The 23147-nt window shown below is 47.3% G+C and carries 21 protein-coding genes; 8 read left to right on the top strand and 13 right to left on the bottom strand.

Annotated features, from left to right (window positions below):
• Positions 1-197: 197 nt before the first annotated feature.
• The gene (locus ACU37H_RS05680; RefSeq protein ID WP_472705762.1) at positions 198-3116 is read left to right on the top strand and encodes a putative LPS assembly protein LptD; all 2919 of its coding nucleotides are present in this window, start codon (positions 198-200) and stop codon (positions 3114-3116) included.
• Between the two features lie 3 nt (positions 3117-3119).
• Here ACU37H_RS05680 and ACU37H_RS05675 read toward each other — a convergent pair whose 3' ends face one another.
• From ACU37H_RS05675 to ACU37H_RS05660, 4 genes are all read right to left on the bottom strand, one after another.
• Positions 3120-3860, bottom strand: coding sequence for a lysophospholipid acyltransferase family protein (locus ACU37H_RS05675; RefSeq protein ID WP_472705764.1), 741 nt, complete (start codon positions 3858-3860; stop codon positions 3120-3122).
• A gap of 62 nt (positions 3861-3922) precedes the next feature.
• Positions 3923-4507: a GNAT family N-acetyltransferase gene (locus ACU37H_RS05670; RefSeq protein WP_472705766.1), complete on the bottom strand. Its 585-nt coding sequence runs from the start codon at positions 4505-4507 to the stop codon at positions 3923-3925.
• Positions 4508-4538: 31 nt separating this feature from the next.
• Complete coding sequence (gene ung / locus ACU37H_RS05665; RefSeq protein WP_472705768.1) at positions 4539-5213, bottom strand: uracil-DNA glycosylase; 675 nt, start codon at positions 5211-5213, stop codon at positions 4539-4541.
• 17 nt (positions 5214-5230) lie between these two features.
• Positions 5231-5590, bottom strand: a complete 360-nt coding sequence (locus ACU37H_RS05660; RefSeq protein ID WP_472705769.1) for a hypothetical protein — start codon at positions 5588-5590, stop codon at positions 5231-5233.
• A 205-nt stretch (positions 5591-5795) separates the two neighbouring features.
• On the opposite strand from ACU37H_RS05660, the gene ACU37H_RS05655 reads away from it, so the two are divergent.
• From ACU37H_RS05655 to ACU37H_RS05640, 4 genes are all read left to right on the top strand, one after another.
• Entirely contained in the window at positions 5796-6704 is a 909-nt protein-coding gene (locus tag ACU37H_RS05655; RefSeq protein WP_472705771.1) for a DnaJ C-terminal domain-containing protein, read from the top strand.
• Positions 6705-6707: 3 nt separating this feature from the next.
• A complete protein-coding gene (locus ACU37H_RS05650; RefSeq protein WP_472705773.1) occupies positions 6708-6983 on the top strand; it encodes a chaperone modulator CbpM in 276 nt (91 codons plus the stop codon).
• Positions 6984-7125: 142 nt separating this feature from the next.
• Complete coding sequence (lacZ, locus tag ACU37H_RS05645) at positions 7126-10281, top strand: beta-galactosidase, LacZ type (protein ID WP_472705775.1); 3156 nt, start codon at positions 7126-7128, stop codon at positions 10279-10281.
• 127 nt (positions 10282-10408) lie between these two features.
• Entirely contained in the window at positions 10409-11770 is a 1362-nt protein-coding gene (locus ACU37H_RS05640) for a Gfo/Idh/MocA family protein (RefSeq protein WP_472705777.1), read from the top strand.
• 80 nt (positions 11771-11850) lie between these two features.
• Here the strand turns inward: ACU37H_RS05640 and ACU37H_RS05635 are convergent, their stop codons facing one another.
• From ACU37H_RS05635 to ACU37H_RS05600, 8 genes are all read right to left on the bottom strand, one after another.
• The gene (locus tag ACU37H_RS05635) at positions 11851-12324 is read right to left on the bottom strand and encodes a hypothetical protein (RefSeq protein ID WP_472705779.1); all 474 of its coding nucleotides are present in this window, start codon (positions 12322-12324) and stop codon (positions 11851-11853) included.
• 176 nt (positions 12325-12500) lie between these two features.
• The gene (gene acs / locus ACU37H_RS05630) at positions 12501-14450 is read right to left on the bottom strand and encodes an acetate--CoA ligase (RefSeq protein ID WP_472705781.1); all 1950 of its coding nucleotides are present in this window, start codon (positions 14448-14450) and stop codon (positions 12501-12503) included.
• Positions 14451-14642: 192 nt separating this feature from the next.
• Positions 14643-15206, bottom strand: a complete 564-nt coding sequence (locus ACU37H_RS05625) for a cob(I)yrinic acid a,c-diamide adenosyltransferase (RefSeq protein WP_472705783.1) — start codon at positions 15204-15206, stop codon at positions 14643-14645.
• Between the two features lie 165 nt (positions 15207-15371).
• A complete protein-coding gene (locus tag ACU37H_RS05620; protein WP_472705785.1) occupies positions 15372-16079 on the bottom strand; it encodes an ABC transporter ATP-binding protein in 708 nt (235 codons plus the stop codon).
• A gap of 69 nt (positions 16080-16148) precedes the next feature.
• Positions 16149-16448, bottom strand: a complete 300-nt coding sequence (gatC, locus tag ACU37H_RS05615; protein WP_472705787.1) for an Asp-tRNA(Asn)/Glu-tRNA(Gln) amidotransferase subunit GatC — start codon at positions 16446-16448, stop codon at positions 16149-16151.
• A gap of 88 nt (positions 16449-16536) precedes the next feature.
• Positions 16537-16914 carry a type II toxin-antitoxin system VapC family toxin gene (locus tag ACU37H_RS05610; RefSeq protein WP_494407588.1) on the bottom strand — a complete coding sequence of 126 codons (378 nt, stop codon included), beginning with the start codon at positions 16912-16914 and terminating at the stop codon, positions 16537-16539.
• A 32-nt stretch (positions 16915-16946) separates the two neighbouring features.
• Positions 16947-17192 (bottom strand): DUF6364 family protein, encoded by a 246-nt coding sequence (locus ACU37H_RS05605; RefSeq protein WP_472705791.1) that lies wholly within the window; start codon positions 17190-17192, stop codon positions 16947-16949.
• Positions 17193-17263: 71 nt separating this feature from the next.
• On the bottom strand, positions 17264-18205 hold the full coding sequence (locus tag ACU37H_RS05600; protein WP_472705793.1) for a bifunctional riboflavin kinase/FAD synthetase: 942 nt from the start codon (positions 18203-18205) through the stop codon (positions 17264-17266).
• A 210-nt stretch (positions 18206-18415) separates the two neighbouring features.
• On the opposite strand from ACU37H_RS05600, the gene ACU37H_RS05595 reads away from it, so the two are divergent.
• Both ACU37H_RS05595 and ACU37H_RS05590 read left to right on the top strand, forming a co-directional pair.
• On the top strand, positions 18416-19585 hold the full coding sequence (locus ACU37H_RS05595; RefSeq protein ID WP_472705795.1) for an AIR synthase related protein: 1170 nt from the start codon (positions 18416-18418) through the stop codon (positions 19583-19585).
• 66 nt (positions 19586-19651) lie between these two features.
• Positions 19652-21907 carry a PAS domain S-box protein gene (locus ACU37H_RS05590; RefSeq protein ID WP_472705797.1) on the top strand — a complete coding sequence of 752 codons (2256 nt, stop codon included), beginning with the start codon at positions 19652-19654 and terminating at the stop codon, positions 21905-21907.
• Between the two features lie 10 nt (positions 21908-21917).
• On the opposite strand, the gene ACU37H_RS05585 is transcribed toward ACU37H_RS05590, so the two are convergent.
• On the bottom strand, positions 21918-22355 hold the full coding sequence (locus tag ACU37H_RS05585) for an acyl-CoA thioesterase (RefSeq protein WP_472705799.1): 438 nt from the start codon (positions 22353-22355) through the stop codon (positions 21918-21920).
• Between the two features lie 207 nt (positions 22356-22562).
• Between ACU37H_RS05585 and ACU37H_RS05580 the strand changes: the two genes are divergently transcribed.
• Entirely contained in the window at positions 22563-23117 is a 555-nt protein-coding gene (locus ACU37H_RS05580; RefSeq protein ID WP_472705801.1) for a dihydrofolate reductase family protein, read from the top strand.
• Positions 23118-23147 lie beyond the last annotated feature (30 nt).

Genomic DNA, 23147 nt, shown 5'->3' with positions numbered 1-23147 from the left:
TTTGTATTTAGAACATTGTTAATTTAAATCAAATGCTTTGAAGATATGATTTCTAGTTCCATATTTGCAAAGTGCGACGACAATTGACTTATTTATTTAAAAAAATTGACTGAAGCGATCACGTACACCGTTTTTTCACCCATGGTCATCAAATTAGAATGAAAAAATTACTGTACGTTTGCGAACTTTGAAAACCAATGCGCAAATTTAAAAGAATTTACCATGCCGTACTTCTACTTACTGTTATCTTCCTTTTAACGGTTAGTAAACAAATTGGCGCTATCAATTTCTGGACTTCGAAGCTGGTCGGTCAGGTTGCCACCGGTAACTTCCTATCTCTCAGAGACACCATTCCGAACGATACGATTCCGACGGACACTATTCCTTTAGTAAGGGATTCCTCCTTATTGAACGACTCCACTATTATAGATACGACTCAGAAGCCAAGGGTGGATACTTTTACCCTAAAAATATCTAAAGATACTTTATCAGCGCCTGTGACTTACACGGCGCAGGACTCGGCGATCGGCCTCGTTCAGGGCAAGACCATCGAGTTGTATGGTAAGGCCAAGACAGAATACGAATCAAGTTCGCTGGAGGCACCTTATCTGAAGCTCAACCAGGCGACGGGCATCGTTACCGCACGTTCCGGCAAGGACAGTACCGGTGCGATCAGTGAGTATGTGAAGATGAATGACGGTCAGAGTGAATACCAATCGGATAGTTTAAATTATAATTTCCAAACCCAGCGGGGGATCATCCAGGGAACGATTTCGCAGCAGGGAGAGATGTTTGTGCATTCGCAGATTGCAAAAAAGGTGAATGAGAACACCGTATACGCTACGGGTAACTTTTTTACGACCTGTAACCTCGACCATCCGCATTTTGGCTTTCGTGCGAACAAGGCCAAGATCGTGAACAAGAAGCTGGCGGTAACCGGGGCCGTGCGTCCCGAATTTGATTCAGTACCGGTGCCGGTTTATTTACCATTCGGTTTTTACCCGTTGTATCAGGGCCGGCATTCGGGTGTGATGGCGCCCAGCTTTGAGACCAACGACCAGGAAGGGGTGGGGTTATCCGGTTTAGGATATTACCTCGGGATCAGTGATTACTGGGATGTGCAGTTTTATGGAGATATTTATTCCTGGGGTACCTGGAGGTTGAATGCAAACCCGACTTACCGGAAGATCTATAAGTACCAGGGCAACCTGAACATCGGTATTCAAAGCACGAGACGAAATACAAAAGGCGATCCGGATTTTTATAAAAGTAACACATACTCGCTGGGATGGTCTCACAGCTCGGATACACGTTCCAGGCCGGGTGTCAGCTTTTCGGGCAACGTGAACTGGAGCTCCACCGGCTATAACCGGAACCTTTCCAATATTCCGATGGCGCCGTATAATAACGTACTGAACTCCTCCATCACCTATTCCAAACAGTGGCAGGATAAACCTTTCAACCTGACGCTGGCGATGAACCATAGCCAGAACAACTCGTCCAGGTTGATGACCATCAACTTCCCAACAGCCAACTTTGCAGTAACGACAGTGTATCCGTTTCAAAAAAAGGAAAGCGTCGGCTCTTCCAGGAAATGGTACGAACAGCTGGGGATCGGGTATACCGGTAGTTTCAGAAATGATTTCAACTTTTATGATACCGTAGCGTATTCTAAAAGCAATGACCTGATCGGTAACAGGAGGATATATAATTTCTTATTAGATACGGCTCGCTGGAGCGCTAATCATAATATCCCGATCACATTATCCCTGCCGCCGATCGCAGGCGGCGCCCTGGTGATCGCTCCTTCGGTGTCTTATTCCCAGGAATGGGTAGATGGGGTTAGTACGATGGAGTGGGGGCCAAGAACATTTTATACAGGTAAAGTAGGTGGGGGCGATAGCGCTTACACCAAAGACACCATCAATGTTAGCCTCCAACGCGGATTTAAGATCAAGCAACAAGCTTCTTTCGGTATCTCCTTCAACACGGCTTTGTACGGTAATTACCAATTCAAAGGCGAGAAGGTGAAAGCCATCCGCCACGTGATCCGTCCTACCTTCGGATTGAGCTACACACCCGACCTGACGCGGCAGTTCTGGAAAACAGTGGTGATCGACAGCCTGGGTACGAAAGCGGTCTATAATCAGTTGGACGGGCTTTATTCGCAGCCCGTCAACCAGTTTGTGAGCCGGCGATCGGGAGGGATCAATTTCGGTATTGATAATAACTTAGAGATGAAAGTGAAGGCCAAGCCGAAAAAGAAAAAGGAGGAAGGAGAAGAGGATGACGAAAGCGATGGCCTGGAAGGTACATTAGATACATATGCCAACACGTCGAAAGAGGATGCAGAAGATGGCATCAAGAAGATCAAGCTGATCGACGGTTTTGGATTCAATGGCTCCTATAACTTTTTGGCCGATAGTATGAAGCTGTCGCCCATCAGTATGTATTTCCGTACCAACTTATTTGAAAAGATCAATATCAATGCTTCCGCAACGCTCGTGCCTTATAAGCTGAATGACTACGGCTATGCCACTTCTCAATACGCCTGGGCCAATGGCGGCGGAAAGATCGGAACGGTGACCAATGCCAACGTTTCTTTAAGTACCAGTTTCCAAAGTAAGCCTAAGGATCCGGAGAAGGCGAAAGCCAGAGAGAAGGCGATCAACGAGCGATTGAACGATCCGATGTTGATGGATGAACAGCAGCGTTTGCTGGAATATGCCCGTCAAAACCCCGCTGAATTCGTTGACTTCAACACGCCATGGTCCGTCAGCCTGTCGTATTCGTTGAGCTATGCCCGCCGCGGCCGTAATATACAGACCTTACAAAGTACGACCAGCCCGGTGACGTCCAGTGTCAACTTTAATGGTAGCTTCAACCTGACACCGAAGTGGAACTTCAGTGTGAACGGATATTATGACTTCACCACTGCTCAGATACAAACCTTCTCAATGGCGATATCCCGCGATTTACACTGCTGGCAGATGTCCATCAACGTGACACCTATCGGTCTGTATCGTTTCTTCAACTTCACTATCAGTCCGAAAGCGGGCATCCTCCAAGATCTGAAGATCAACAGAACGCGCTCTTTTGTTACCAATCCGAGATAAAGATTACGCTTTTCTTTTGCTGATGATGAACTGTTCCATTGTCTCGTACACTTTGGCCTTTAAAGCAGCCGCTGTAAGGCCGGCTGAAGAAATGGGTTCAAGAAATTGAATTTCGAGCCTGCGCGGGAGAAAAAAGAAGGTTTTATGTAAAGGCACGGCCTCTTTGGTACCTGAAATGATCGTAGGAATAATATCGGTCTTCGTCTCGCAGGCCAGTTTGAAAGCGCCGTTGTAAAAGGGTTTCAGCGGCTCGTTGGTCCGGTTGCGAGTGCCTTCAGGGTAGATGCACATATGCATGCCCGTTCTTAAAACCCACTTCATTTTATCGAAACTTTCCTTGCGGCTTTTTTCACTTTTACGATCGACCAGCACCGATCCTTTGGCATAGTAAAGACCGAACAACGGGACTTTTGCAAAGCTTACTTTAGCAATGGTTTTATTGGGCCCGGGTATGAACGGAGAAGAGAGCGGTATGTCCAGCAAAGAGTTGTGATTGCAGGTAACGATATAGCTTTTGCCCTTTTCAAAATGTGCTGCTCCTTTGATCCGTATCGGGCAGGCAATAAGGAACATCCATACGCGCATCCATACCCTGGATACGCGAATAAGATAAGCAGTGCCTCCCGGCTCAGGGATCAGATAGGAGATCAGTGAGATGGGCAACACGATTAAAAAAGTTGCTACAAAGGAAATGAGTCCCCAGGCAGCCCAAACGCGTCCCGCTATTTCTTTAAAGATATTCATTGATAGTCTGACATTACCTTGCTGCTGATCCACTCCTGGCTTCACTTATTGTATCCGGATCCTTATCCAAGATCAGCAAAAATAGTAGATTTCAACTTCGGCCATTCATCCCGCAATACACTGTAAAAAACAGAGGTACGCCGCAACCCGTTCCATAACAGTGAATGACTGCGCAAAGTCCCTTCTTCGATACCGCCTATTTTTTCCAGGCCTTTTCTTGCCCTGATGTTCAGGACACCCGTTTTGAATTCAACGCGTTCAAACTCCATGTCTTCAAAAGCGTAACGCATCATCAGGTATTTAGCCTGCCGGTTGATGCCCGTGCTTCTGAACCGCGGTCCCAGCCAGCTCCAGCCGATCTCCAGTCGCTTGTCGTGCCAGGCTATATTTCCGATGCTGCTGCTGCCGGCAATAGCTCCGGATTTTTTATCGATGATGGTAAAAGGTATTCTCGTGTTTTTGATATTGTCAGCAAAAGCGTCCTCCATCCATTGATTCAATTGGTTTTCGTCGCTCAGGTTGAGTGAAAAAAATTCCCACATATTTTCGTCCTGGATCGCCAGTTGATGAAAGGCTTCGAAGTCAATCTCTTCCATCGACCGCAGCAACACCTGGTTATGTTCCAGCTTTATATTTTTAAGCAGCATCTTGCTTTGTTTATAATATTCTTAATAAGAATTAGTCCAGTTGCCAATTGATCGGCGCTAAGCCCTGTTGCACCAGGTATTCATTTGTTTTTGAAAAATGGCGGCAGCCGAGGAATCCATTGTGGGCAGACAATGGCGACGGATGCGCCGCTTTCAGCACCAGGTGCTTGGACTCGTCGATAAAAGAGGCTTTCTCCTGCGCGAATTTTCCCCATAGCAAAAACACAATGTGCTCTTTCTTTTGGGCAATTGTCTGGATCACGGCGTCCGTAAACTGTGCCCAGCCGATCTTGGCATGGCTCATCGGCTCAGCGGCCCTGACCGTGAGCGAAGCATTCAATAAAAAAACGCCTTCCGCGGCCCATTGGCTCAGGTCCCCGTGAGAGGGCTTCGTCATGCCGATATCCGTATGAAGCTCTTTAAAAATATTGACCAGCGATGGTGGCGGCGGCACGCCTTTTTGAACAGAAAAGCAGAGCCCATGCGCCTGGCGCGGTCCATGATACGGATCCTGGCCGAGGATCAACACTTTCACCTTGTCAAACGGTGTGGAGTTAAACGCGTTAAAGATCATCGATCCCGGCGGATAAATCGTCTTATTAAGTTGCTTTTCTGCTTTGAGATGATTGACAATATTGGAGAAATAAGGCTTGTCAAATTCAGCCTTCAATTCTTCTTTCCAGGAAGGTTCTATTTGTACATTCATTGGCCACTCATTAAAGTTCAAACATAAGGCTTTTGGGTGAAAGGTAAAGTCGGAGGTCCGAAGTCGGGGGTCGGAGAAGAGGGAAGTCCGGGGTCGGAAGTAGGACGGGAATAGTTTATAGTTCGTGGATCGGGGAACAAAGCATCAATATGCAGGCGATGGCAGCCAGCAGCCGATTTGCGATGCTCGGGTAGCGACGCATCGGAAAAGTAACAACCTGAGACGGACGCCATTAATACGCCAATGGGTGGTTGATTGCTGCGATCATGCCTGTCGAAAAGAACCTTGTCTGAAGACGGATCATGCGTCTTACAATCGGCTTTTAAAGCAACAGGGATAGACAAAGCCGTAGCTTCATTTTGATTTAGTAAGGCCATGGCTCAGCGCGGTCAAAACAGTCTCATCATCGTTGAGTGCCGTAGACACGGCCTATTTAACCCGGTTCCAGCCGCTATATGGGATTAACGCGGGCTGCCAACACGTAAGTTGATTTCTTTAAGATGCAGTTTCCCTGGCGTCAATCCACGGCCAATGGCCTTGTTCTCTAAAAAAATATTAAATTGCTGTAATCATTTACCTAAGATGGATTATATAGATTATTACAAAGTATTGGGCGTTGAAAAGAATGCATCCGCTGATGATATTAAAAAGGCTTATCGTAAACTCGCGCGCAAACATCACCCGGATCTGAATCCTAACGACCAGGAAGCGGTCAAGACCTTTCAACAGATCAATGAAGCGCATGAAGTGTTGAGCGATCCGGAGAAGCGGAAAAAATATGACCAATACGGCGCCGACTGGAAACATGCGGAACAGTTTGAACAGGCACGACAGCAAAGAAGCCAGGAGAGCGGACAGCAAAATCCGTTCGGAGGAGGAGAATATTTCTCTTACAGTAATGAAGGCGATTTTTCTGATTTCTTCTCGCAGATGTTTGGCGCCGCCGGGGGCAGGTCGCAGGCCAACGTAAAATACAAGGGACAAGACTACCGCGCTGAGGTGAAACTCCGGCTGACAGAAGCTTATAAAACCCATCAGCAGACCTTTACCGTTAATGGCCGCAATATCCGGATCACGGTACAAGCCGGTATCGAAGACGGACAGGAAATTAAGATCAAGGGATACGGCGGGCCCGGCGTTAATGGTGGGCCTGACGGCGACTTGTTCATCACTTTTTCAATTGTTAACGACACCGCCTTTATTCGCAAGGGGAACGATCTGTACATGGATGTGCCGCTAAGCTTGTATAAGGCCGTTTTAGGAGGTGATGAGACGATCGAAACATTAGATGGAAAAGTAAAACTTACCGTGGCCCCTGAAACGCAGAATGGTACCAGGATCCGGCTCAGAGGAAAAGGTTTTCCGGTATACAAAAGCGAACAACAATTCGGTGACCTGTACATTACCTGGCAGGTACAACTACCTAAGAATCTGAGCGAAAAAGAAAAAGAATTATTTCGACAACTGGCGGATGAAGCCTCTAAAAAATAAGTTATGATACAGGAAGACAAAATTTTGATAGAGGATTGTTGCAGGTATTATCATATAGAAACCTCTTTTGTAAGAACACTCAACGATCAGGGTCTGGTCGAGCTGGAGTATACCAACGAATCTTACTTTATCAGCCATGACCAGCTGGGAGCACTGGAAAAATACATGCACCTCCACTATGATCTGGAGATCAACATGGAAGGATTGGAAGCCATTAGTCACCTGCTGCAGAAAGTGGAAGATCTTCAGGGTGAAATCAGGCGATTGAAAGCGCATTAAGTAATTATATCAAATATAACAGGTTATGATTGTTCTCCTTAAAAGGCTGCTAAAGAACAATCGTTTGCACAAAAACTTTGCGGTTAAGAACTTTCGGTGTTTCTTTGAACTTTGTATTTAAACACCATTAACTATAAAGTTTATGAAGTTTCTTACCGGGCTGTTTGCCTTTATTGCCATTGCCATTACAAGTGTTAACGCTCAGCATTTACCATCAGAACTCCTCACACCGGATATCGTTTCCGTGAACCGGATGCCGATGCGTGCTCATGGTTTTGCTTTCGAAAACAAGAGCCTTGCCGAGAAAAGAAGTAAAGAAAAGTCGGGGCGTTTTTTATCACTCAATGGTAACTGGAAATTCAACTGGGTGCAGGATCCTGCCGACCGGCCGATGGATTTTTACAAAACAGATTTTGATGACCGCAGCTGGAAATATTTTCCGGTGCCGGCCAACTGGGAACTGAATGGTTACGGTCTTCCCATCTACGTAAATCAGCCTTATGAATTTGCCGGCGCAAAGTTCAGAGGAGGAAGATTAAATCCCCCGTTTGATATACCTGTTGATAACAACCCTGTGGGGTCCTACCGTAAGAAAGTAGTCATTCCTTCCGATTGGGACGGCAGCCAGGTCTTTATTCACCTGGGGGCTGTGAAGTCTGCGTTCTTTATCTGGGTAAACGGAAAGAAAGTGGGCTATAGCGAAGACAGTAAACTGGCTGCAGAGTTTGACATCACTGACTATGTAAAGCCGGGTGAAAACCTGATCGCTTTGCAGGTGTATCGCTGGAGCGATGCCAGCTATCTCGAATGCCAGGATATGTGGCGTATTTCAGGAATCGAAAGAGATGTGTATTTGTATGCCACTCCCAAACTGGACCTCCGCGATTTTAAAGTGCAAAGCCTTCTTACCAACGATTATAAAGATGGTCAGTTGAAGATAGATGTCGAAGTGAACAGCTATAAGATGGATACTAAAACCATGCACTCCCGTCCGGATACCTTTTCAGTAGAGGTTCAGTTGGTCGATGCTAAAGGAAAAGAAGTATACCAGGAGCGCACTACCGGCGTGCAGACCGTGCTGGGCCGTTATAAAACGGATATCCGCTTTGAAAAACAACTTGCTGATGTCAACGCCTGGTCGGCGGAGACGCCCTATTTATATACACTGTACCTGACGCTGAAAGACAAGACCGGCGCAGTGTTGGAAGTAGTGCCCGTTCGTGTAGGTTTCAGAACTGTAGAAATCAAAGGACGTGATATGTTGGTCAATGGTCAACGCGTTTTCTTCAAAGGCGTAAACCGGCATGAGCATAATCCGAAAACCGGGCATACGCTTACCAAAGAAGATATGCGGAAGGATATGGAGATGATGAAGAAGCTGAATGTAAATGCTGTACGTCACTCTCATTATCCCCCCGATCCATACTGGATGGAGCTTTGCGACGAGTATGGCTTGTATGTGATTGATGAGGCCAACATTGAGTCTCACGGTCGCGGCTATGACCTGGAGTATACGTTTGCTAATGATAAAGACTGGCGTAGGGCGCATCTGGAGCGCATCTTCAGAATGTATGAGCGCGATAAGAACTATCCTTCCATTATCACCTGGTCATTAGGAAACGAGGCCGGCAACGGTGTCAATATGTATGAAGCTTATGATTGGCTGAAACAAAATGATAGCCGGCCGGTTCAATATGAACGTGCGGAAAGGGATTATAACACGGATGTACTTTGTCCGCAATACCCTTCTCCCGATTGGGTGGCGCGTTGGGGTAGTTCGAAAGACCCACGTCCGTTGATCATGAGCGAATATGCCCACATCATGGGCAATAGCCTGGGCAACTTCAAGGATTATTGGGACGCGATCGAGTCTACGCCAGGGGCGCAGGGTGGCTATGTTTGGGAATGGATCGATCAGGCTTTTGATACAGTGAAGAACGGTCGTCATATCATGGCTTACGGAGGCGATTTTCCGCTGACAGGCCCGGTAAATGAGGACTTCAGCGATAATAATTTTTGCGTGAAGGGCGTAGTGACCGCTTACAGGGAGCTAACCCCCATGGCTGTTCAGCTGAAGAAAGTGCATCAGTTTATCAAAACGGCTTACAAAGGTTCCAACGTGATCACGGTTTCCAATACCTATTTTTTCCGTGATATCAGCAATATGATGCTGGCATGGGATATCATGGAAGACGGGAAAATAATTGAAAAGGGAACGATTAATGAGTTGAACGTTGCGCCCCGCGCATCGGCCGATATCACTTTGCCGATCCGGACGAAGCCCCAAAACGGAAAAGAATATTTTCTGAATGTTCACTATCGTTTTAAATCAGAAGAGCCGTTTTTAGAAAAAGGGTATGAAATCGCTTATGAACAGATCGCCTTTGCAGGAGCCCCTGTAGCTGCCGGTATCCGCGGCGCTTCGGGAACAGTCAAAGCTCATCAGTCAGGCAACAGCCTGACACTTACCGGTAAAAATTTCACCGCTGTTTTTGACACACAGAAAGGTGTATTAAGCAGTTATAAATCAGGCAGCACAACGCTGCTGGAAGAAGGTCCCCGGCCATCATTCTATCGCGCGCCGACCGACAACGATATCGGAGCCGGACTTAACAGATCCCTCAGGGAATGGCGCAAAGCGTATGAAAGCAGTGCCGCAGTGGATATGAAAAGCCAGCAGCTCGATAACGGGGCTTACCAGGTCAGCTTTACCAGGAATATTTTAGGTGGCAAGGCTCAAACCAGCCAGGTGTTTACCTTATACAACGACGGCAGCATCTATGTAAGTAATGACTTCAACGTCAAAGCGGATATCCGGACCGTAATGAGGATCGGTAATAATCTGCAGGTCAACAAACAGTTCAATAACATACAATGGTATGGCCGTGGCCCGTGGGAGAACTATTGGGACAGGAAGTATGCCAGCGAAGTGGGCGTATACAAACAAACTTTATCAGATCAGTACTTCCCTTATGCACGTCCCCAGGAAAGCGGCAATAAAACAGATGTACGCTGGATGACGCTGACGGATAAAAGAGGCAAGGGCATCAGGATCGATTTTGCAGATAGCCTGCTTTCTGCATCTGCGTTACCTTATAATATTGATGACCTCGATCCGGCGCCGGAGAAACATCAGTTTCACTCCGGTGAGTTGAACGAAAGGGATCAGATCTTTATGCACATTGACTTGTTGCAGTTGGGCGTTCAGGGAATCGATAGCTGGGGCGCGATGCCGATGAAAAAATATTGGATCACTCCCGGACAGTACCGCTACAGCTATTGGATCAGACCCTTGTAACTGTGTGCTACAAAGGGGCGATTAATTTGCGCAATCGTTTGTATCGTGATTGAATAGTCATAGTTTATATTTTCGTGGTGTTTCCACATTAGTTCAGAAATACAACGATCAAATTTTCCATACGATAATGAAAAGAAAAGAGTTTGTAAAAAATACAGGACTGGCCGTTGCAGGCTTGTCGGTATTTCCCACAGAGCAGATTTTTAGCAGCAATCCGACAACGGCCGATCTGCTGAAAGTGGCGATGATAGGTATCGGCGCAAGAGGTATTGAGCACCTCAAATTGCTGCTCAGAAGAAAAGATGTGGAAGTGCATGCGATTTGTGATATTGATCCGCGCACGATTAACGACGCCAAAAAGCTGTTTGCTGATGCAGGCAAGAAACAACCTCAATACTATAGTGAAGGAGCTGACGCGTGGAAGAAACTGTTGGAAAGAAAAGATACAAAAGCGATCATTATTTCCACTCCCTGGGAGCTGCACAAGCCGATGATCATCGGTTCACTCGAAGCGGGTATCAAATATGTAGGGACCGAAGTGATTTTAGGCATCAACCTGCAGGATCATTGGGATGTGGTTAAAGCGGCCGAAAGATACCAGGCGCATGTCATGATGCTGGAAAATGTTTGTTACAGAAGAGATGTGATGGCGGTGTTGAACATGGTGCGCCAGGGACTGTTCGGGGAGCTGATTCACCTGCAGGGAGGCTACCAGCATGATCTGCGCGGTGTTAAATTCAATGATGGCAAGAGCGCTTATGGCAAGGGTGCCGAGTTTGGCCATGAAGACGGCTATTCAGAGTCTCGTTGGAGAACGGATCATTCCGTGCATCGCAATGGTGATCTATATCCGACGCACGGCATCGGCCCGGTTGCACATTATATCAACGTGAACCGCGGCAACCGTTTTATTTCTTTAAACTCTTTCTCATCGAAAGCACGCGGTCTGCACGACTATATCGTTGAAGTAGGAGGAGAAAATCACAAAAACGCAAAAGTGGGTTTCAAGCTCGGCGATGTAGTGACTACGCAAATTGCCTGCGCGAACGGAGAAACGATCTTGTTGCAACATGATACCAACCTGCCGAGGCCGTACTCCCTAGGCTTTAGAGTGCAGGGGACCAACGGCATCTGGATGGATGTGGCCAAAGGCATTCATATCGAAGGAAAGTCGGAAGCCCATAAATGGGATGATGCTAAAAAATGGTTAGACGAATACGATCACCCGCTTTGGAAAAAGTACGGCAATGATGCGGCAGGAGCGGGCCATGGCGGCATGGACTGGTTTGTTATCAACTCTTTCATTGAATCTGCAAAAAGGAACAAGCCCACACAGATGGACGTGTATGACGCGGCCGCCTGGAGCGCGATTACACCGCTTAGCGAACAATCGATCGCTCTTGGAAACGAAACGGTCGAGTTCCCGGATTTCACAGGGGGTGAGTGGATGTACCGCAAGCCTGTGTTTGCGCTCAATGATGATTATTAGTAAAGTCGGTTAAGAGGAATAGAAGATGCCCCAGCGAAAGCGGGGCATCTTTGTTAGGTAAGCGGGCATTGCCACGGATATTAATTCTGACTATGATCCTCTTTCATCTTTTTATGGTCTTCCTCGATTTCACGATGTTGGCTCATCATTTGATCATGCTCCTCGCGCATTTTCTGATGGTCTTCCGCGAATTTCTTGTGATCCGCTTCCAGCCTGGCCTTGTCCGCTCCGCTTTTATGCGCTTCTTCCAGCTTGTTATGCTCTTCTATAAGCGCTGAATGTTGCCTGATCATTTCGTCGTGTTGCGCAATCCATTCCGTGTGCTTTTGCTCCATCGCTGTGTGTTCACTGTCTGCGGATGCATCTGGCGCGAGTGACTGGTGCTCGGTAACCAACTGTTCATGAAATTGTTTTGCGTTCTGATGTTCCGTCTCCAGTTGCTGGTGCTCTATCTCTAACACGGCGTGTTCTTCGCTGAGCTTTTTTTCCATTTCAGAATTGTCGTTACATGCAGCTAATAAAAGGAGCAGACCTCCATAAAGAATTTTTTTCATAACTGTGGTGTTTTAAAAATTTAGTAATGAGGTTTGGTTGAGATGAAGGTAAGGTTTTTATCTAATTAATTTTATTTTTAATACATTGTTTCGCTTTTTCCAAAAAAAAAGTTTGATGAAGCGCGTTCATCAAACTTTTATATATAGTTCCTTCAAAATGTCTGCGTAAGTAAACCTTACAATCTTCCTTCCTTGATCTCGTCTACTACTGCTGGATCTAATAAGGTGGTGGTATCGCCGAGATTTTCCAGCTCTCCTTCGGCAACTTTCCGCAGGATACGCCGCATGATCTTGCCACTGCGTGTCTTCGGTAAAGCGCTTACAAATTGAATTTTATCAGGTTTGGCGATCGGCCCGATGATGCGCGAAACTGTGGCCAGCAGATCCTGCTTGGTCAATTGGTCATCCTCTTCGCGATGGTGCTTGCTGTCCATCACCACATAAGCGTAGATGCCCTGTCCTTTCAATTCGTGCGGATAGCCTACTACAGCGCTTTCTACCACGCCCGCCATCATGTTAATAGCGTTTTCCACCTCTGCGGTTCCCAACCGGTGGCCGCTTACATTCAATACATCGTCCACCCGGCCGGTGATCCGGAAGTTGCCTTCCTCATCCCTGAAAGCGCCGTCGCCCGTGAAATATTTGTCTTCGTAAGTGCTGAAGTAGGTCTGGCGGCAACGCTCGTGATCGCCCCAGGTTGTACGCAGGATGCCGGGCCAGGGCATCGTCAGGCAAAGATTGCCCGAGTAGTGCGTGTCCGTAAGTTCTGTTACCTCATTACCCTTTTCATCCACGAGCATTGGTTTCACACCTGGTAGCGGAAGCGTTGCCCAGCTTGGTTTTGCTGGCGTGATGCCCGCAAGATTGGATATCAGGATGCCTCCGGTTTCTGTCTGCCACCAGGTATCTACAATCGGACATTTTTTCTTACCGATGTGTTCGTCATACCAATGCCATGCCTCTTCATTGATCGGTTCACCCACGGTGCCCAATACTTTCAAAGAGGAAAGATCTTTACCTCTCAATGGATCCAATCCGTAACTCATTAAAGAACGGATCGCCGTGGGTGCGGTATACAAAGTGTTTACCTTGTGTTTATCCACGATATCCCAGAAACGGCCGGCATCAGGCCAGGTAGGGATGCCTTCAAACATAAGACAGGTGGCGCCTGCCAGCAAAGGCCCGTACACGATATAGCTGTGCCCTGTGATCCAGCCGATGTCGGCTGTACAGAAAAATACATCGCCCGGGTGATACTGGAATACGTTTACAAAAGAGTAGGTGGTCCAAAGCATGTAGCCCGCGGTGGTGTGTACAACACCTTTTGGTTTGCCCGTGCTTCCTGATGTGTAGAGAATGAACAATGGATCTTCCGCGTCCATTTCTTCGGCCGGCGCCTTCATCGCTTCTTCGTTCATATTCTCGATCACTTCCTCCACCTCATCTCTCCACCACACATCGCGCCCTTTGATCATACTCACCGGCGTTCGCGTGCGTGTATGGACGATCACTTTTTTAACGGTGCGGTTGCCGATCAACGCATCATCAATGATCGATTTCAGCGGGATATCTTTAGCGCCGCGATACGCACCGTCACAGGTAATAATGTATTCCGCTGCTGCATCATACAGGCGGTCGGCAATACTTTGGGCTGAAAACCCTCCGAAAATAACTGAATGGATAGCGCCTATCCTGGCGCAGGCCAGCACAGCGATCGGCAATTCAGGGATCATCCCCATGTAAATACAAACGCGGTCGCCTTTTTTAACGCCGTTATTGCGCAGTACCTGTGCAAACTCGCATACTTTGCGATGCAGGATCTTGTAAGTTAGTGTTCTTGTTTTTTCGTTGGGATCGTTGGGTTCCCATACGATCGCCGGGCGGTCGCCGATTTCCTCCAGGTGCCGGTCCAGGCAATTTTCCGTAATGTTCAGTTTCGCCCCTTCAAACCACTTTACAGAAGGTTCTTTAAAGTTCCACTCCAGCGCTTTCTTACTGAATGGCTGTTTCTTTTTCCACTCAAAATGGTCCGCAACCTCGCTCCAAAAACCTTCGGGATCTTCCAGGCTTCGCTTATAATCTTTGTGATATTGCTCTAATGATTTTATCTGAAAAGGATATGACATCGCAAATAGTTTTAAAAAAGCTAATATAGTGAACTATTTATTATTTACCCACCGATTATGCAATCGTTTGCTTTAAGAAAATGTAAATAATGAAACCAGCTGATGAATATAGGGCATCGCTCTTGTGTCACACTCTTGTGCTGTACAACATAGGGCATCAAGCATACGCACGCACTTATTATTCATTACTCACTATTCCCCAACTCTCGGCTTCCAGGGAATATCTTTCACTTTCAATAAGTCGCCCGTGTACCTGGCCAGGACGAATAAATAGTCGCTGAGCCGGTTCAGGTAGATGATGATGGCGTCTTCGACAGGTTCTATATCAGATAGGCGGACACAGCAACGTTCTGCACGGCGGCAGACACAACGGGCAATATGAAGATGGGAAATAGTAGCGTGGCCTCCCGGTAAAATAAAAGACTTCATGGGCTCAAGCGTTGCATCCATGCGATCGATTTCCTCCTCAAGCAATAAGGCATCCTTGTCTTCCAGCTCCGGGATGGACATCTTCGTTTCTTTTCCGGGGCTCAATGCCAGCAAAGCCCCGATGGTAAACAACCGGTCTTGTATAGTCAGCAGCGTCTGCTGCGAATGTTCGTCGGTCAGCAGATCTTTACACAAACCGATATGCGCATTCAATTCGTCCACGGTTCCGTAAGCTTCAATGCGAAGGTCCGCCTTTGACACTTTGACGCCCCCGATCAGAGACGTGGCTCCTTTATCACCGGTTTTAGTATAAATTTTGAAGGACATCGGATTTGAGATTTTACATTTGAACTTTTGATCCGGTCTGATCATGGTATGGTCCGGATCAATCAATGGGCCACTTAAACGGCATGATCTTTTAGTCACACTTCCAACCCTCGACCTCCATCCCCGACCCCGGACTTCCGACCTCCGACCCCGGACTTGTTTTCCTCACCCACCAGCTATCGTAGGTGACTCCACTTTCTCATCTGTTTCGATCACGCCATCTCTCAAGCGCACGATACGATGGGAGTGACGCGCAATATCTTCTTCGTGGGTGACCAGCACGACGGTATTGCCGCTGGCATGTATCTTACCAAAGATATCCATGATCTCATAGGACGTCTTTGTGTCCAGGTTTCCGGTAGGCTCATCAGCAAGGATCAGGGAGGGATCGTTCACCAGGGCTCTGGCGATGGCGACACGCTGACATTGACCTCCGCTTAGCTCGTTAGGCTTGTGATGGCTGCGATCTGTGAGACTCACTTTCTCCAGCACATGCATTGCTTTTTCATTGCGCTGGCTTTTAGATATACCTGCATAGATGAGCGGCAGGGCCACATTCTCCAGGGCTGTGAGCCGGGGAAGCAGGTTGAACTGCTGAAACACGAATCCGATCTCTTTATTTCTCACTTCTGCTAATGAGTTGTCTGTCATTTTGCTCACGTCCTGTCCGTTCAAAACATACCGGCCTGCTGTAGGGCTGTCGAGGCAGCCGAGTATATTCATCAGCGTGCTTTTGCCGCTACCTGAAGGCCCCATGAGCGACACATACTCATTTTTAAAGATGTCGAGGGACACGCCTTTCAGCACCTGGAGCTGCTGTTGGCCCATAAAATAGCTCTTGCGCAATTGTTCTATGTGGATGATGCCCTGCATGTTAATGGTTCATGGTTAATGGTCAATAGCTTATAGCAGCGAGCAGGCACCCCCACTCCCTACCTGCCATTACGCTTCTTGCTTCTTAATTACTTTTGGCACTAAAAAGAATTGGCCGTCAGTAGCAGGCGCATTCTTTAACGCTTCTTCGCGGGTCACCGAACCCTTGATCTCATCTTCTCGCAGCACATTGATCTCATCGCTCATGTGCATCAACGGCTCCACATCGCCCAGGTCCAGTTCATTCAACTTCTCCACAAAACCGATCATGTCCTGTAGATCTTTAGAGATATCCTTCTTTTCCTGCTCGGTAAAAGTCAGTTTAGAAAGATGTGCCAGTTTATCGATCAAAGCTTCATTCACTTCCATGTATCAAAAATAGTTGAAATGTTATATTCTGTGTCGTTTATATTCTAATGAGTTCCACTTCCTAAGGCATACCGAGCACTTTGGGAGCTTATTTGTGGTTTAAATACTCTTTGGCGGTTAACGCCAGGATGGGTTGTTTCCGGAAATCTTTTTTGTTTCGGGTGATGATAACATTTAGGTGATGCTCAGTAGCCGTGTACAATTGGATGGCATCTTCGAAATCTCTCAGATCAGAAGTCAATGCAAGATCTATGATCTTATCATTTAATGGCAAGACTTTGACCAGTACCTTGAATTTTGCCAATAGCTTCCGGGCCTCAGTCGTGGAATAATACTTGGATAATAAATAATGGGTGTTGGCTATAGTTAAAGAGGAGATGTGTAGCTCTATTTTCTGCATATCAGCCAGCGTGAAAAGCCGTTGCGCTTCCACGTAGAATTCTTCTCTTTTTCGAAGCAGGTCCAAAACAATGTTTGTATCAACAAAAACCGCGTCCATCAGGAATATTTCTGAGTCAAATAATCACGATAGTCCAATTGCTGCCTGGTCTCATCTTCGTTTGGGATAATTCCCGTCAGGCTTTCTACCAACTGTGTTACCGCGTGCGTTTCTTTTCCTTGTTCGTTCAGGGCAGTTAAATACCCTTCAACAAGCTGGGAAAGACTGGTTTTATGCGTTTTTGCATACTCCTTAGCACCATCTATTACCCGCTTGTTCAGGCTCAGCGTTAACTTTGTGTTCATTTTTGTGCTTGTTTTTTACGTACAAAAAAAATAAAAAAATACGTATCGGGTGGTTTTCCACTGACCGGAGATCACAGCACTTTCAAACTTTCCACTTTGTCATTATCGATCTTTTTAATCAGTGCTTCCAGCGTGTCAAATTTTTCTTCAGACCTGAGAAACTGTTTCACATAAACACGAAGCGTGCGGCCGTAGATCTCATTGTGGAAATCAAATAAATTAACCTCTATAACCCGTTTGGTGCCGTCCACCGTGGGGCGGAACCCGATGCTCATCATACCTTTCAACATCGGGCCGTAAGAGCTGTCCGCATTTTTGACGGATGCATATACCGCGTAGATACCGTCGGCCGGAAGGATCTTTTCCTGGCTCTCTACTTTTAAATTGGCCGTGGGATATCCCAATTCCCGGCCCAGTTTGTCGCCATGAACCACTTCTCCTTCAAAGAAGAAAGGGTAGCCCAACAGATGATTGGTTGTCGCTGTGTCGCCATTCAATATCGCTTCCCTTATTTTAGTAGAGCTGATGCCGATGTCGTCCAGGATATGTTTGGGGATTTCTTTTAAGCGGTATTGATATTGTTCCTGATACGATTCGAGCAGTTTATAATCGCCTTTCCGGTTTTTTCCAAAACGATGGTCATACCCGATGATGATCGTATGCGGATGGAGCTTGTCGACAAGGAAGTCTTTCAGAAATTCTTCCGGCTCCTGGTTGGCAAATACATCGGTAAAAGGCGTCACGATCACGTGATCCACGCCCATTTGTTCCATCAGTTCTGTTTTTTCGCTGAGCGTGTTGATCAGCCGGATGCCCAGGATCGACGATGCCACCACTTTCCGGGGATGGGGATGGAAGGTGATAATGACCGATTCGCCTCCTGCATCAGCCGCCGTTTCCGTCAGCTGGGCTATTATCTTCTTGTGACCTTCATGAACACCGTCAAAAGTACCTATCGTAACCACAGCATTTCTAAAAACGGGCAGATGGTTGATGTCGTAATGGATCTGCATAAAACGCAAAAGTAAGTTGATGGGGGGATAGTTCATCGTCTATAGCCCATAGAATTTGCAACCGGTAACTATGAACTATGGGCCACGAACTTCTCCGGATTGTTTTATCTTCGCGGCTTCAAACAAGGTGAGATTGGCACGGGACCCTGAAGTGTGCGACGCAAAATCGCTGATAGCAGCACTGTAGCCCGGCTCATAAAAAATATTAAGATGTCGTTATATTCCAAAAGGGGAGTATCCGCCCAGAAAGAAGAGGTACATGAAGCAGTAAAAAAGCTCGACAAAGGCTTGTACGAACGGGCATTTTGTAAGATGTATCCGGATGTGCTGGTGGGTGATCCCGGTTGGGTGAATGTAATGCATGCCGATGGCGCAGGTACCAAAAGCATTCTTGCTTACCTGTACTGGAAGGAGACCGGCGATGCAAGCGTGTGGCGCGGAATAGCCCAGGATGCGATTGTCATGAACTTAGACGACCTTCTGTGTGTAGGGATCTACGACCAGGTGGCTTTCTCTTCGACGATCGACCGTAATAAAACGCTGATTCCCGCCGAAGTGCTGAGCGAAGTGATCAATGGCAGCCAGCAGTTTTTTGACACCATGAAACAATATGGGGTCCATATCACTTTCATGGGCGGCGAAACGGCGGATGTGGGAGATGTGGTGCGCACCATTGCGGTGAATGGAACGATGGTAGCACGTTGGCCAAAAGATAAGGTCATCACCAACGAAAAAATAGCCCCCGGAAATGTAATTGTAGGATTGGCATCTTTCGGAAAGGCAGCCTACGAAACTGAATACAACAGCGGCCTTGCCAGCAATGGCCTGACGAGTGCCCGTCACGACGTGCTTCAGAAATATTACGCCGAGCATTTTCCCGAAACTTTTGAGCCGCGCCTGAGCGACGAAGTAGTTTATATCGGGAAATACCGGATGACGGACACTATTGAAGTAGATGGCGCCCAAACGACGATCGGTAAACTGGTATTAAGTCCCACGAGGACCTTTGCCCCGGTGATGAAAGCCTTACTGGAAAGGCATTTCGACAATATTAAAGGATTGATCCATTGCAGCGGCGGCGGCCAGACCAAATGCATGAAGTATGTGCCCGACCAGGTGAAAGTGCTTAAAGACAACCTGTTTACGCCGCCGGTTATTTTTGATATTATTAAAGACGCCAGCGGTGCGGACGATAAAGAAATGTACCAGGTGTTCAACATGGGCACCCGCATGGAAATATACACGACCGATGCGGCAGCGGATGACATTATCAGCGTTGCAGAAAGCTTTGGCGTGCAGGCGCAGGTTATTGGCCGCGTGGAAGCAGCCGACCGCTCTTCCCTGGAAATTAAAACAGCGTCCGGCTTGTTCACTTTTTAATATATTTTTTTTCATTCGATAGTTTGGCAATTTTTTGCTAAGTTGAACTCAAATCAGCTGTCGCGTATGGATATAGCCCCGGCCAGCACTACCAGGCAGATCGTTATTGAAACCTTTAAAAGCTTTGCATTCCGCATTTTTGAAGTTTCCAGGGAGGAGATCATCTGTAACGTATGGGCAAGAAACGAGGCAGATGAAGAAGAAGGCAGGGCGCGCTACACGGGGCTGAAAGCGTCTGATATTAACAACGACGCGATCATTACAGAATGTGTTCACTCCATACGAAAAGTCTTTCGCAATCCGGAGCCAAAATTCCTTGAATATTATGTCCACATCGGCAACCGTCCGGTGAAATTTCTCATCAAAATTATCCGCGCTCCCTACGATGATAATTTCGTCCTGGTTGTGGTGGAAAGGGTGCCGCTCAAAGAGATTAGAGAAGACAAATGGCACCTGGCCTTGGATGCGGTGGGCGATGGGATCTGGGATACCAACCTGCAATCCGGGCGTATTTTCTTTTCGCCCAAGTGGCAGGAAATGTTTGGGTATTCCGAAGATGAGATCCGGACCACAGCAGAGTGGCGAAGCAAGATACATCCGGACGATCTCGAAGCTGCGACGCAGTCGATGAATGCCCACATTGAAGGTAAAACGCCTATTTATACGGCTGAATTAAGATACCGGTGCAAAGACGGCACTTACCGCTGGATCCTGAGTCGTGGCTTGCTGGTAAGTCATACCCCTGATCAGCAACCGCTGCGGTTCATCGGTACGCACAACGACATCCACGAAAGAAAGCTGAGGGATATTGCCAACCAGGAGGACCAGCGTCAGTATAAAATATTATTTGATTACAGCGTGGTGCTGATCTGTACGCACGATCTGCAGGGCAACGTTCTCAGTGTCAACCCGTACACAACCGCATTGTTGCAATATTCTCACGATGAGCTGACCCAAAAAAATATTGCCGACCTGGTGCCTGAAAAATTCCGGAAGGAGGTGACCGATCATTATCTCCCGGCGATCATCAATGGAAATACTGCGGAAGGGATGCTGCGCATGTTGTCCCGCGACGGAGACATCAAGCACCTGTTGTATAAAAATTATTTGTTTAGCAATGCGGAAGGTGAGAAATATGTGATTGCATTTGCGCAGGACATTACCGAAAGGCTAAGGGCTGAAAGCGGCTTGCGTGCCAGTGAAAAAATATTTTCTACCTATTTCAATTTATCAGGCATTGGCATGGCGATCGTCAGCCCTTCCGGTAAATGGGAAAAGGTAAATGAGGCGCTGTGCCGGATGACGGGCTATTCAGCCGCCGAGCTCGCACAAATGACCTTCGACTCCATCACCCACCCGGATGACCTCGCCCGCGACCTGGAAGCAAAAGATAAAATGCTCAATCGGGAGATGGATCATTATGAGATAGAGAAGCGGTTCGTCACCAGGGACAATGGCATTATCTGGGTATCATTGACAGCGTCATTGGTGCGCACCGCTGAAGGACAGCCCAAATTTTTTATTTCCCAGTTCACCGACATTACTGCAAGAAAGCAGCTGACCAACGAATTGCAGGTTAAAAACCGTGAGCTGAATGCAGCTAAAGACGAGCTGATCAGCAAAGTAAAAGAGCTCGAAGAGCTGAGCCATGCCATCAGCCACAATTTGCGCGGCCCTGCAAAGAATATTAATTTACTGACTAAAGTACTGAACGTCAAATGCGGCAAAGAAACGGATAGCGAAGATGCCAACACGCTGGCCCAATCCTTCAGTTTGGAGGACCTGGCTTCGATGATTGACACGGTAGGGATTTCGATGACCAACAGCCTGGAGACCCTACTGAATATTGCTGAGATACGGCTTAATAAAGAAGTGCCGTTTGATGATTGTGATTTTGATACATCGATAGACGCTATTCTGAACCAGCTGGCGGGCGATGTAGTGCGCAAAAAAATTAACATTGAAAAGCGCCTCGACGTTGCAGAGATCCGGTATCCCAAGCCCTATCTTGAAAGTATTTTATATAACCTGATCAGCAACGCTGTCAAATACAGTAATCCGCTGGTGCCTTCTAAGATCCGGATCGAAACCGGGGTAAGCCGGGACAGCCGTGTGATGCTATCCGTCAAAGACAACGGATTTGGCATGGACATGGAAAAGTTTGGCAAAAAAATATTCAAGCTCAGCCAGGTATTTCACAAGCATTCAGACAGCAAAGGCGTCGGGTTGTACCTCACCAAAACACAGGTCGAATCGCTGGGCGGCAAGATCGAAGTGAGCAGTAAGGTCAACGAAGGCTCTATATTCACGGTGTACTTTTAACCGGACGCGATCAGGCGCCGGATTGAAGCCTGGCGACTGCCTCCGGCGGTAGCGGACTCACTTTTTTCTTACTGTAATCAAAGCATACCATCCCCGTTTTCGCAATAGCGATCAGCTGTGTGGCGTCACCCGTTTTCTTTTCTAAGCGGTACACGAGGTCAAACCCGACCCGGCTGAAATCTGTCGCGCTCACTGCCGCAATAATGGTATCTCCATAAAAAGCTTCTGCTTTAAACTCAATTCCTACATCCGCCATGATCAGGCCCGCACCTTCAAGATGCATCTCATCATAACCATGATGTTGTAAAAACTGTAGTCTTGCTTCGTGGACAATGCTCAGTAGCGAATCGTTACCAACATGCCCTCCATAATTAACATCTGTGATCCGCACCGGGATCAGGGTGGTGAATGAAAAATGATCGGGTAACGGAATTTTGATACGTGCCATGACTGTTTTTGTACAAAAATAGGCGGGTTGGCCATAAACCCTGTCACGCAGGTGCTCTTACTGAAATCTTAAAGTTGACAGCTGCCGGGTTAAATATGCCGGCTTTGGTGCCCGCCTGTCGCAATTGGCCTTTAGTTTGTCGTGTTTTCACAGCAGGATGCCCGGATATTAGAAATAAGTTTGTCAGACGTTTCAAAACAGAGCATCATGAGCACACTATTTGTATCAAACTGGATATCTGTAGATGGTTTCTTTTCCGGCCCGGAAGGAGATACCAGTTGGTTTACATCAGATCCGGAGCTGGAGCAATACAACCTGGCCCGGTTGAACACGGCGGATACGATCATCATGGGAAGGGTGACCTACGAGCTGATGGCAGCATATTGGCCGACAGACGCGGCTGCGCGTGGCTTTCCGGGGGCTTATGCTTTTATGAACGGCAGCCAGAAGCACATTTTCTCTAAGACGGTTGAGAGTTCTTCCTGGAAAGATTGTATTTTTCATGATACGGTGGACGCCGCGACCATCGATGAGATCAAATCCGCAGCTCAAAAGAATGTGGTGATCCTGGGAAGCGGAATGCTCTGCCGGCGATTGCGCGAGTTAGCATTGATTGACGAATACCATATTCTTTTAGATCCGCAGCTGATGGGTGAAGGGAGGAGATTCTTTGAGGGCGGGACAAAAGCGGCGCTGGCGCTAACCGGTCAAAAGTCTTTTTCCTGTGGCGTTCAGTATCTGCAATACAAAGTGTCGACATAGCGCAGCCCATTGAGTTTGCATCCAAAGAAA

The sequence above is a fragment of the Niabella sp. ZPM-14 genome, from assembly GCF_055693045.2.
This window is presented reverse-complemented; position numbering and strand designations above follow the sequence as displayed.

Bases quoted from the DNA above. Each gene is read 5' to 3' on its own strand.
- ACU37H_RS05655 (WP_472705771.1), top strand. From the start codon at position 5,796: ATGGATTATATAGATTATTACAAAGTATTGGGCGTTGAAAAGAATGCA.
- ACU37H_RS05585 (WP_472705799.1), bottom strand. From the start codon at position 22,355: ATGGCACGTATCAAAATTCCGTTACCCGATCATTTTTCATTCACCACC.
- ACU37H_RS05590 (WP_472705797.1), top strand. From the start codon at position 19,652: ATGGATATAGCCCCGGCCAGCACTACCAGGCAGATCGTTATTGAAACC.
- ung (WP_472705768.1), bottom strand. From the start codon at position 5,213: ATGAATGTACAAATAGAACCTTCCTGGAAAGAAGAATTGAAGGCTGAA.
- ACU37H_RS05660 (WP_472705769.1), bottom strand. From the start codon at position 5,590: ATGGCCTTACTAAATCAAAATGAAGCTACGGCTTTGTCTATCCCTGTT.
- ACU37H_RS05595 (WP_472705795.1), top strand. From the start codon at position 18,416: ATGTCGTTATATTCCAAAAGGGGAGTATCCGCCCAGAAAGAAGAGGTA.
- gatC (WP_472705787.1), bottom strand. From the start codon at position 16,448: ATGGAAGTGAATGAAGCTTTGATCGATAAACTGGCACATCTTTCTAAA.
- ACU37H_RS05620 (WP_472705785.1), bottom strand. From the start codon at position 16,079: ATGCAGGGCATCATCCACATAGAACAATTGCGCAAGAGCTATTTTATG.
- ACU37H_RS05675 (WP_472705764.1), bottom strand. From the start codon at position 3,860: ATGAATATCTTTAAAGAAATAGCGGGACGCGTTTGGGCTGCCTGGGGA.
- ACU37H_RS05625 (WP_472705783.1), bottom strand. From the start codon at position 15,206: ATGTCCTTCAAAATTTATACTAAAACCGGTGATAAAGGAGCCACGTCT.
- ACU37H_RS05640 (WP_472705777.1), top strand. From the start codon at position 10,409: ATGAAAAGAAAAGAGTTTGTAAAAAATACAGGACTGGCCGTTGCAGGC.
- ACU37H_RS05670 (WP_472705766.1), bottom strand. From the start codon at position 4,507: ATGCTGCTTAAAAATATAAAGCTGGAACATAACCAGGTGTTGCTGCGG.
- ACU37H_RS05580 (WP_472705801.1), top strand. From the start codon at position 22,563: ATGAGCACACTATTTGTATCAAACTGGATATCTGTAGATGGTTTCTTT.
- acs (WP_472705781.1), bottom strand. From the start codon at position 14,450: ATGTCATATCCTTTTCAGATAAAATCATTAGAGCAATATCACAAAGAT.
- ACU37H_RS05680 (WP_472705762.1), top strand. From the start codon at position 198: ATGCGCAAATTTAAAAGAATTTACCATGCCGTACTTCTACTTACTGTT.
- lacZ (WP_472705775.1), top strand. From the start codon at position 7,126: ATGAAGTTTCTTACCGGGCTGTTTGCCTTTATTGCCATTGCCATTACA.
- ACU37H_RS05605 (WP_472705791.1), bottom strand. From the start codon at position 17,192: ATGAACACAAAGTTAACGCTGAGCCTGAACAAGCGGGTAATAGATGGT.
- ACU37H_RS05635 (WP_472705779.1), bottom strand. From the start codon at position 12,324: ATGAAAAAAATTCTTTATGGAGGTCTGCTCCTTTTATTAGCTGCATGT.
- ACU37H_RS05650 (WP_472705773.1), top strand. From the start codon at position 6,708: ATGATACAGGAAGACAAAATTTTGATAGAGGATTGTTGCAGGTATTAT.
- ACU37H_RS05600 (WP_472705793.1), bottom strand. From the start codon at position 18,205: ATGCAGATCCATTACGACATCAACCATCTGCCCGTTTTTAGAAATGCT.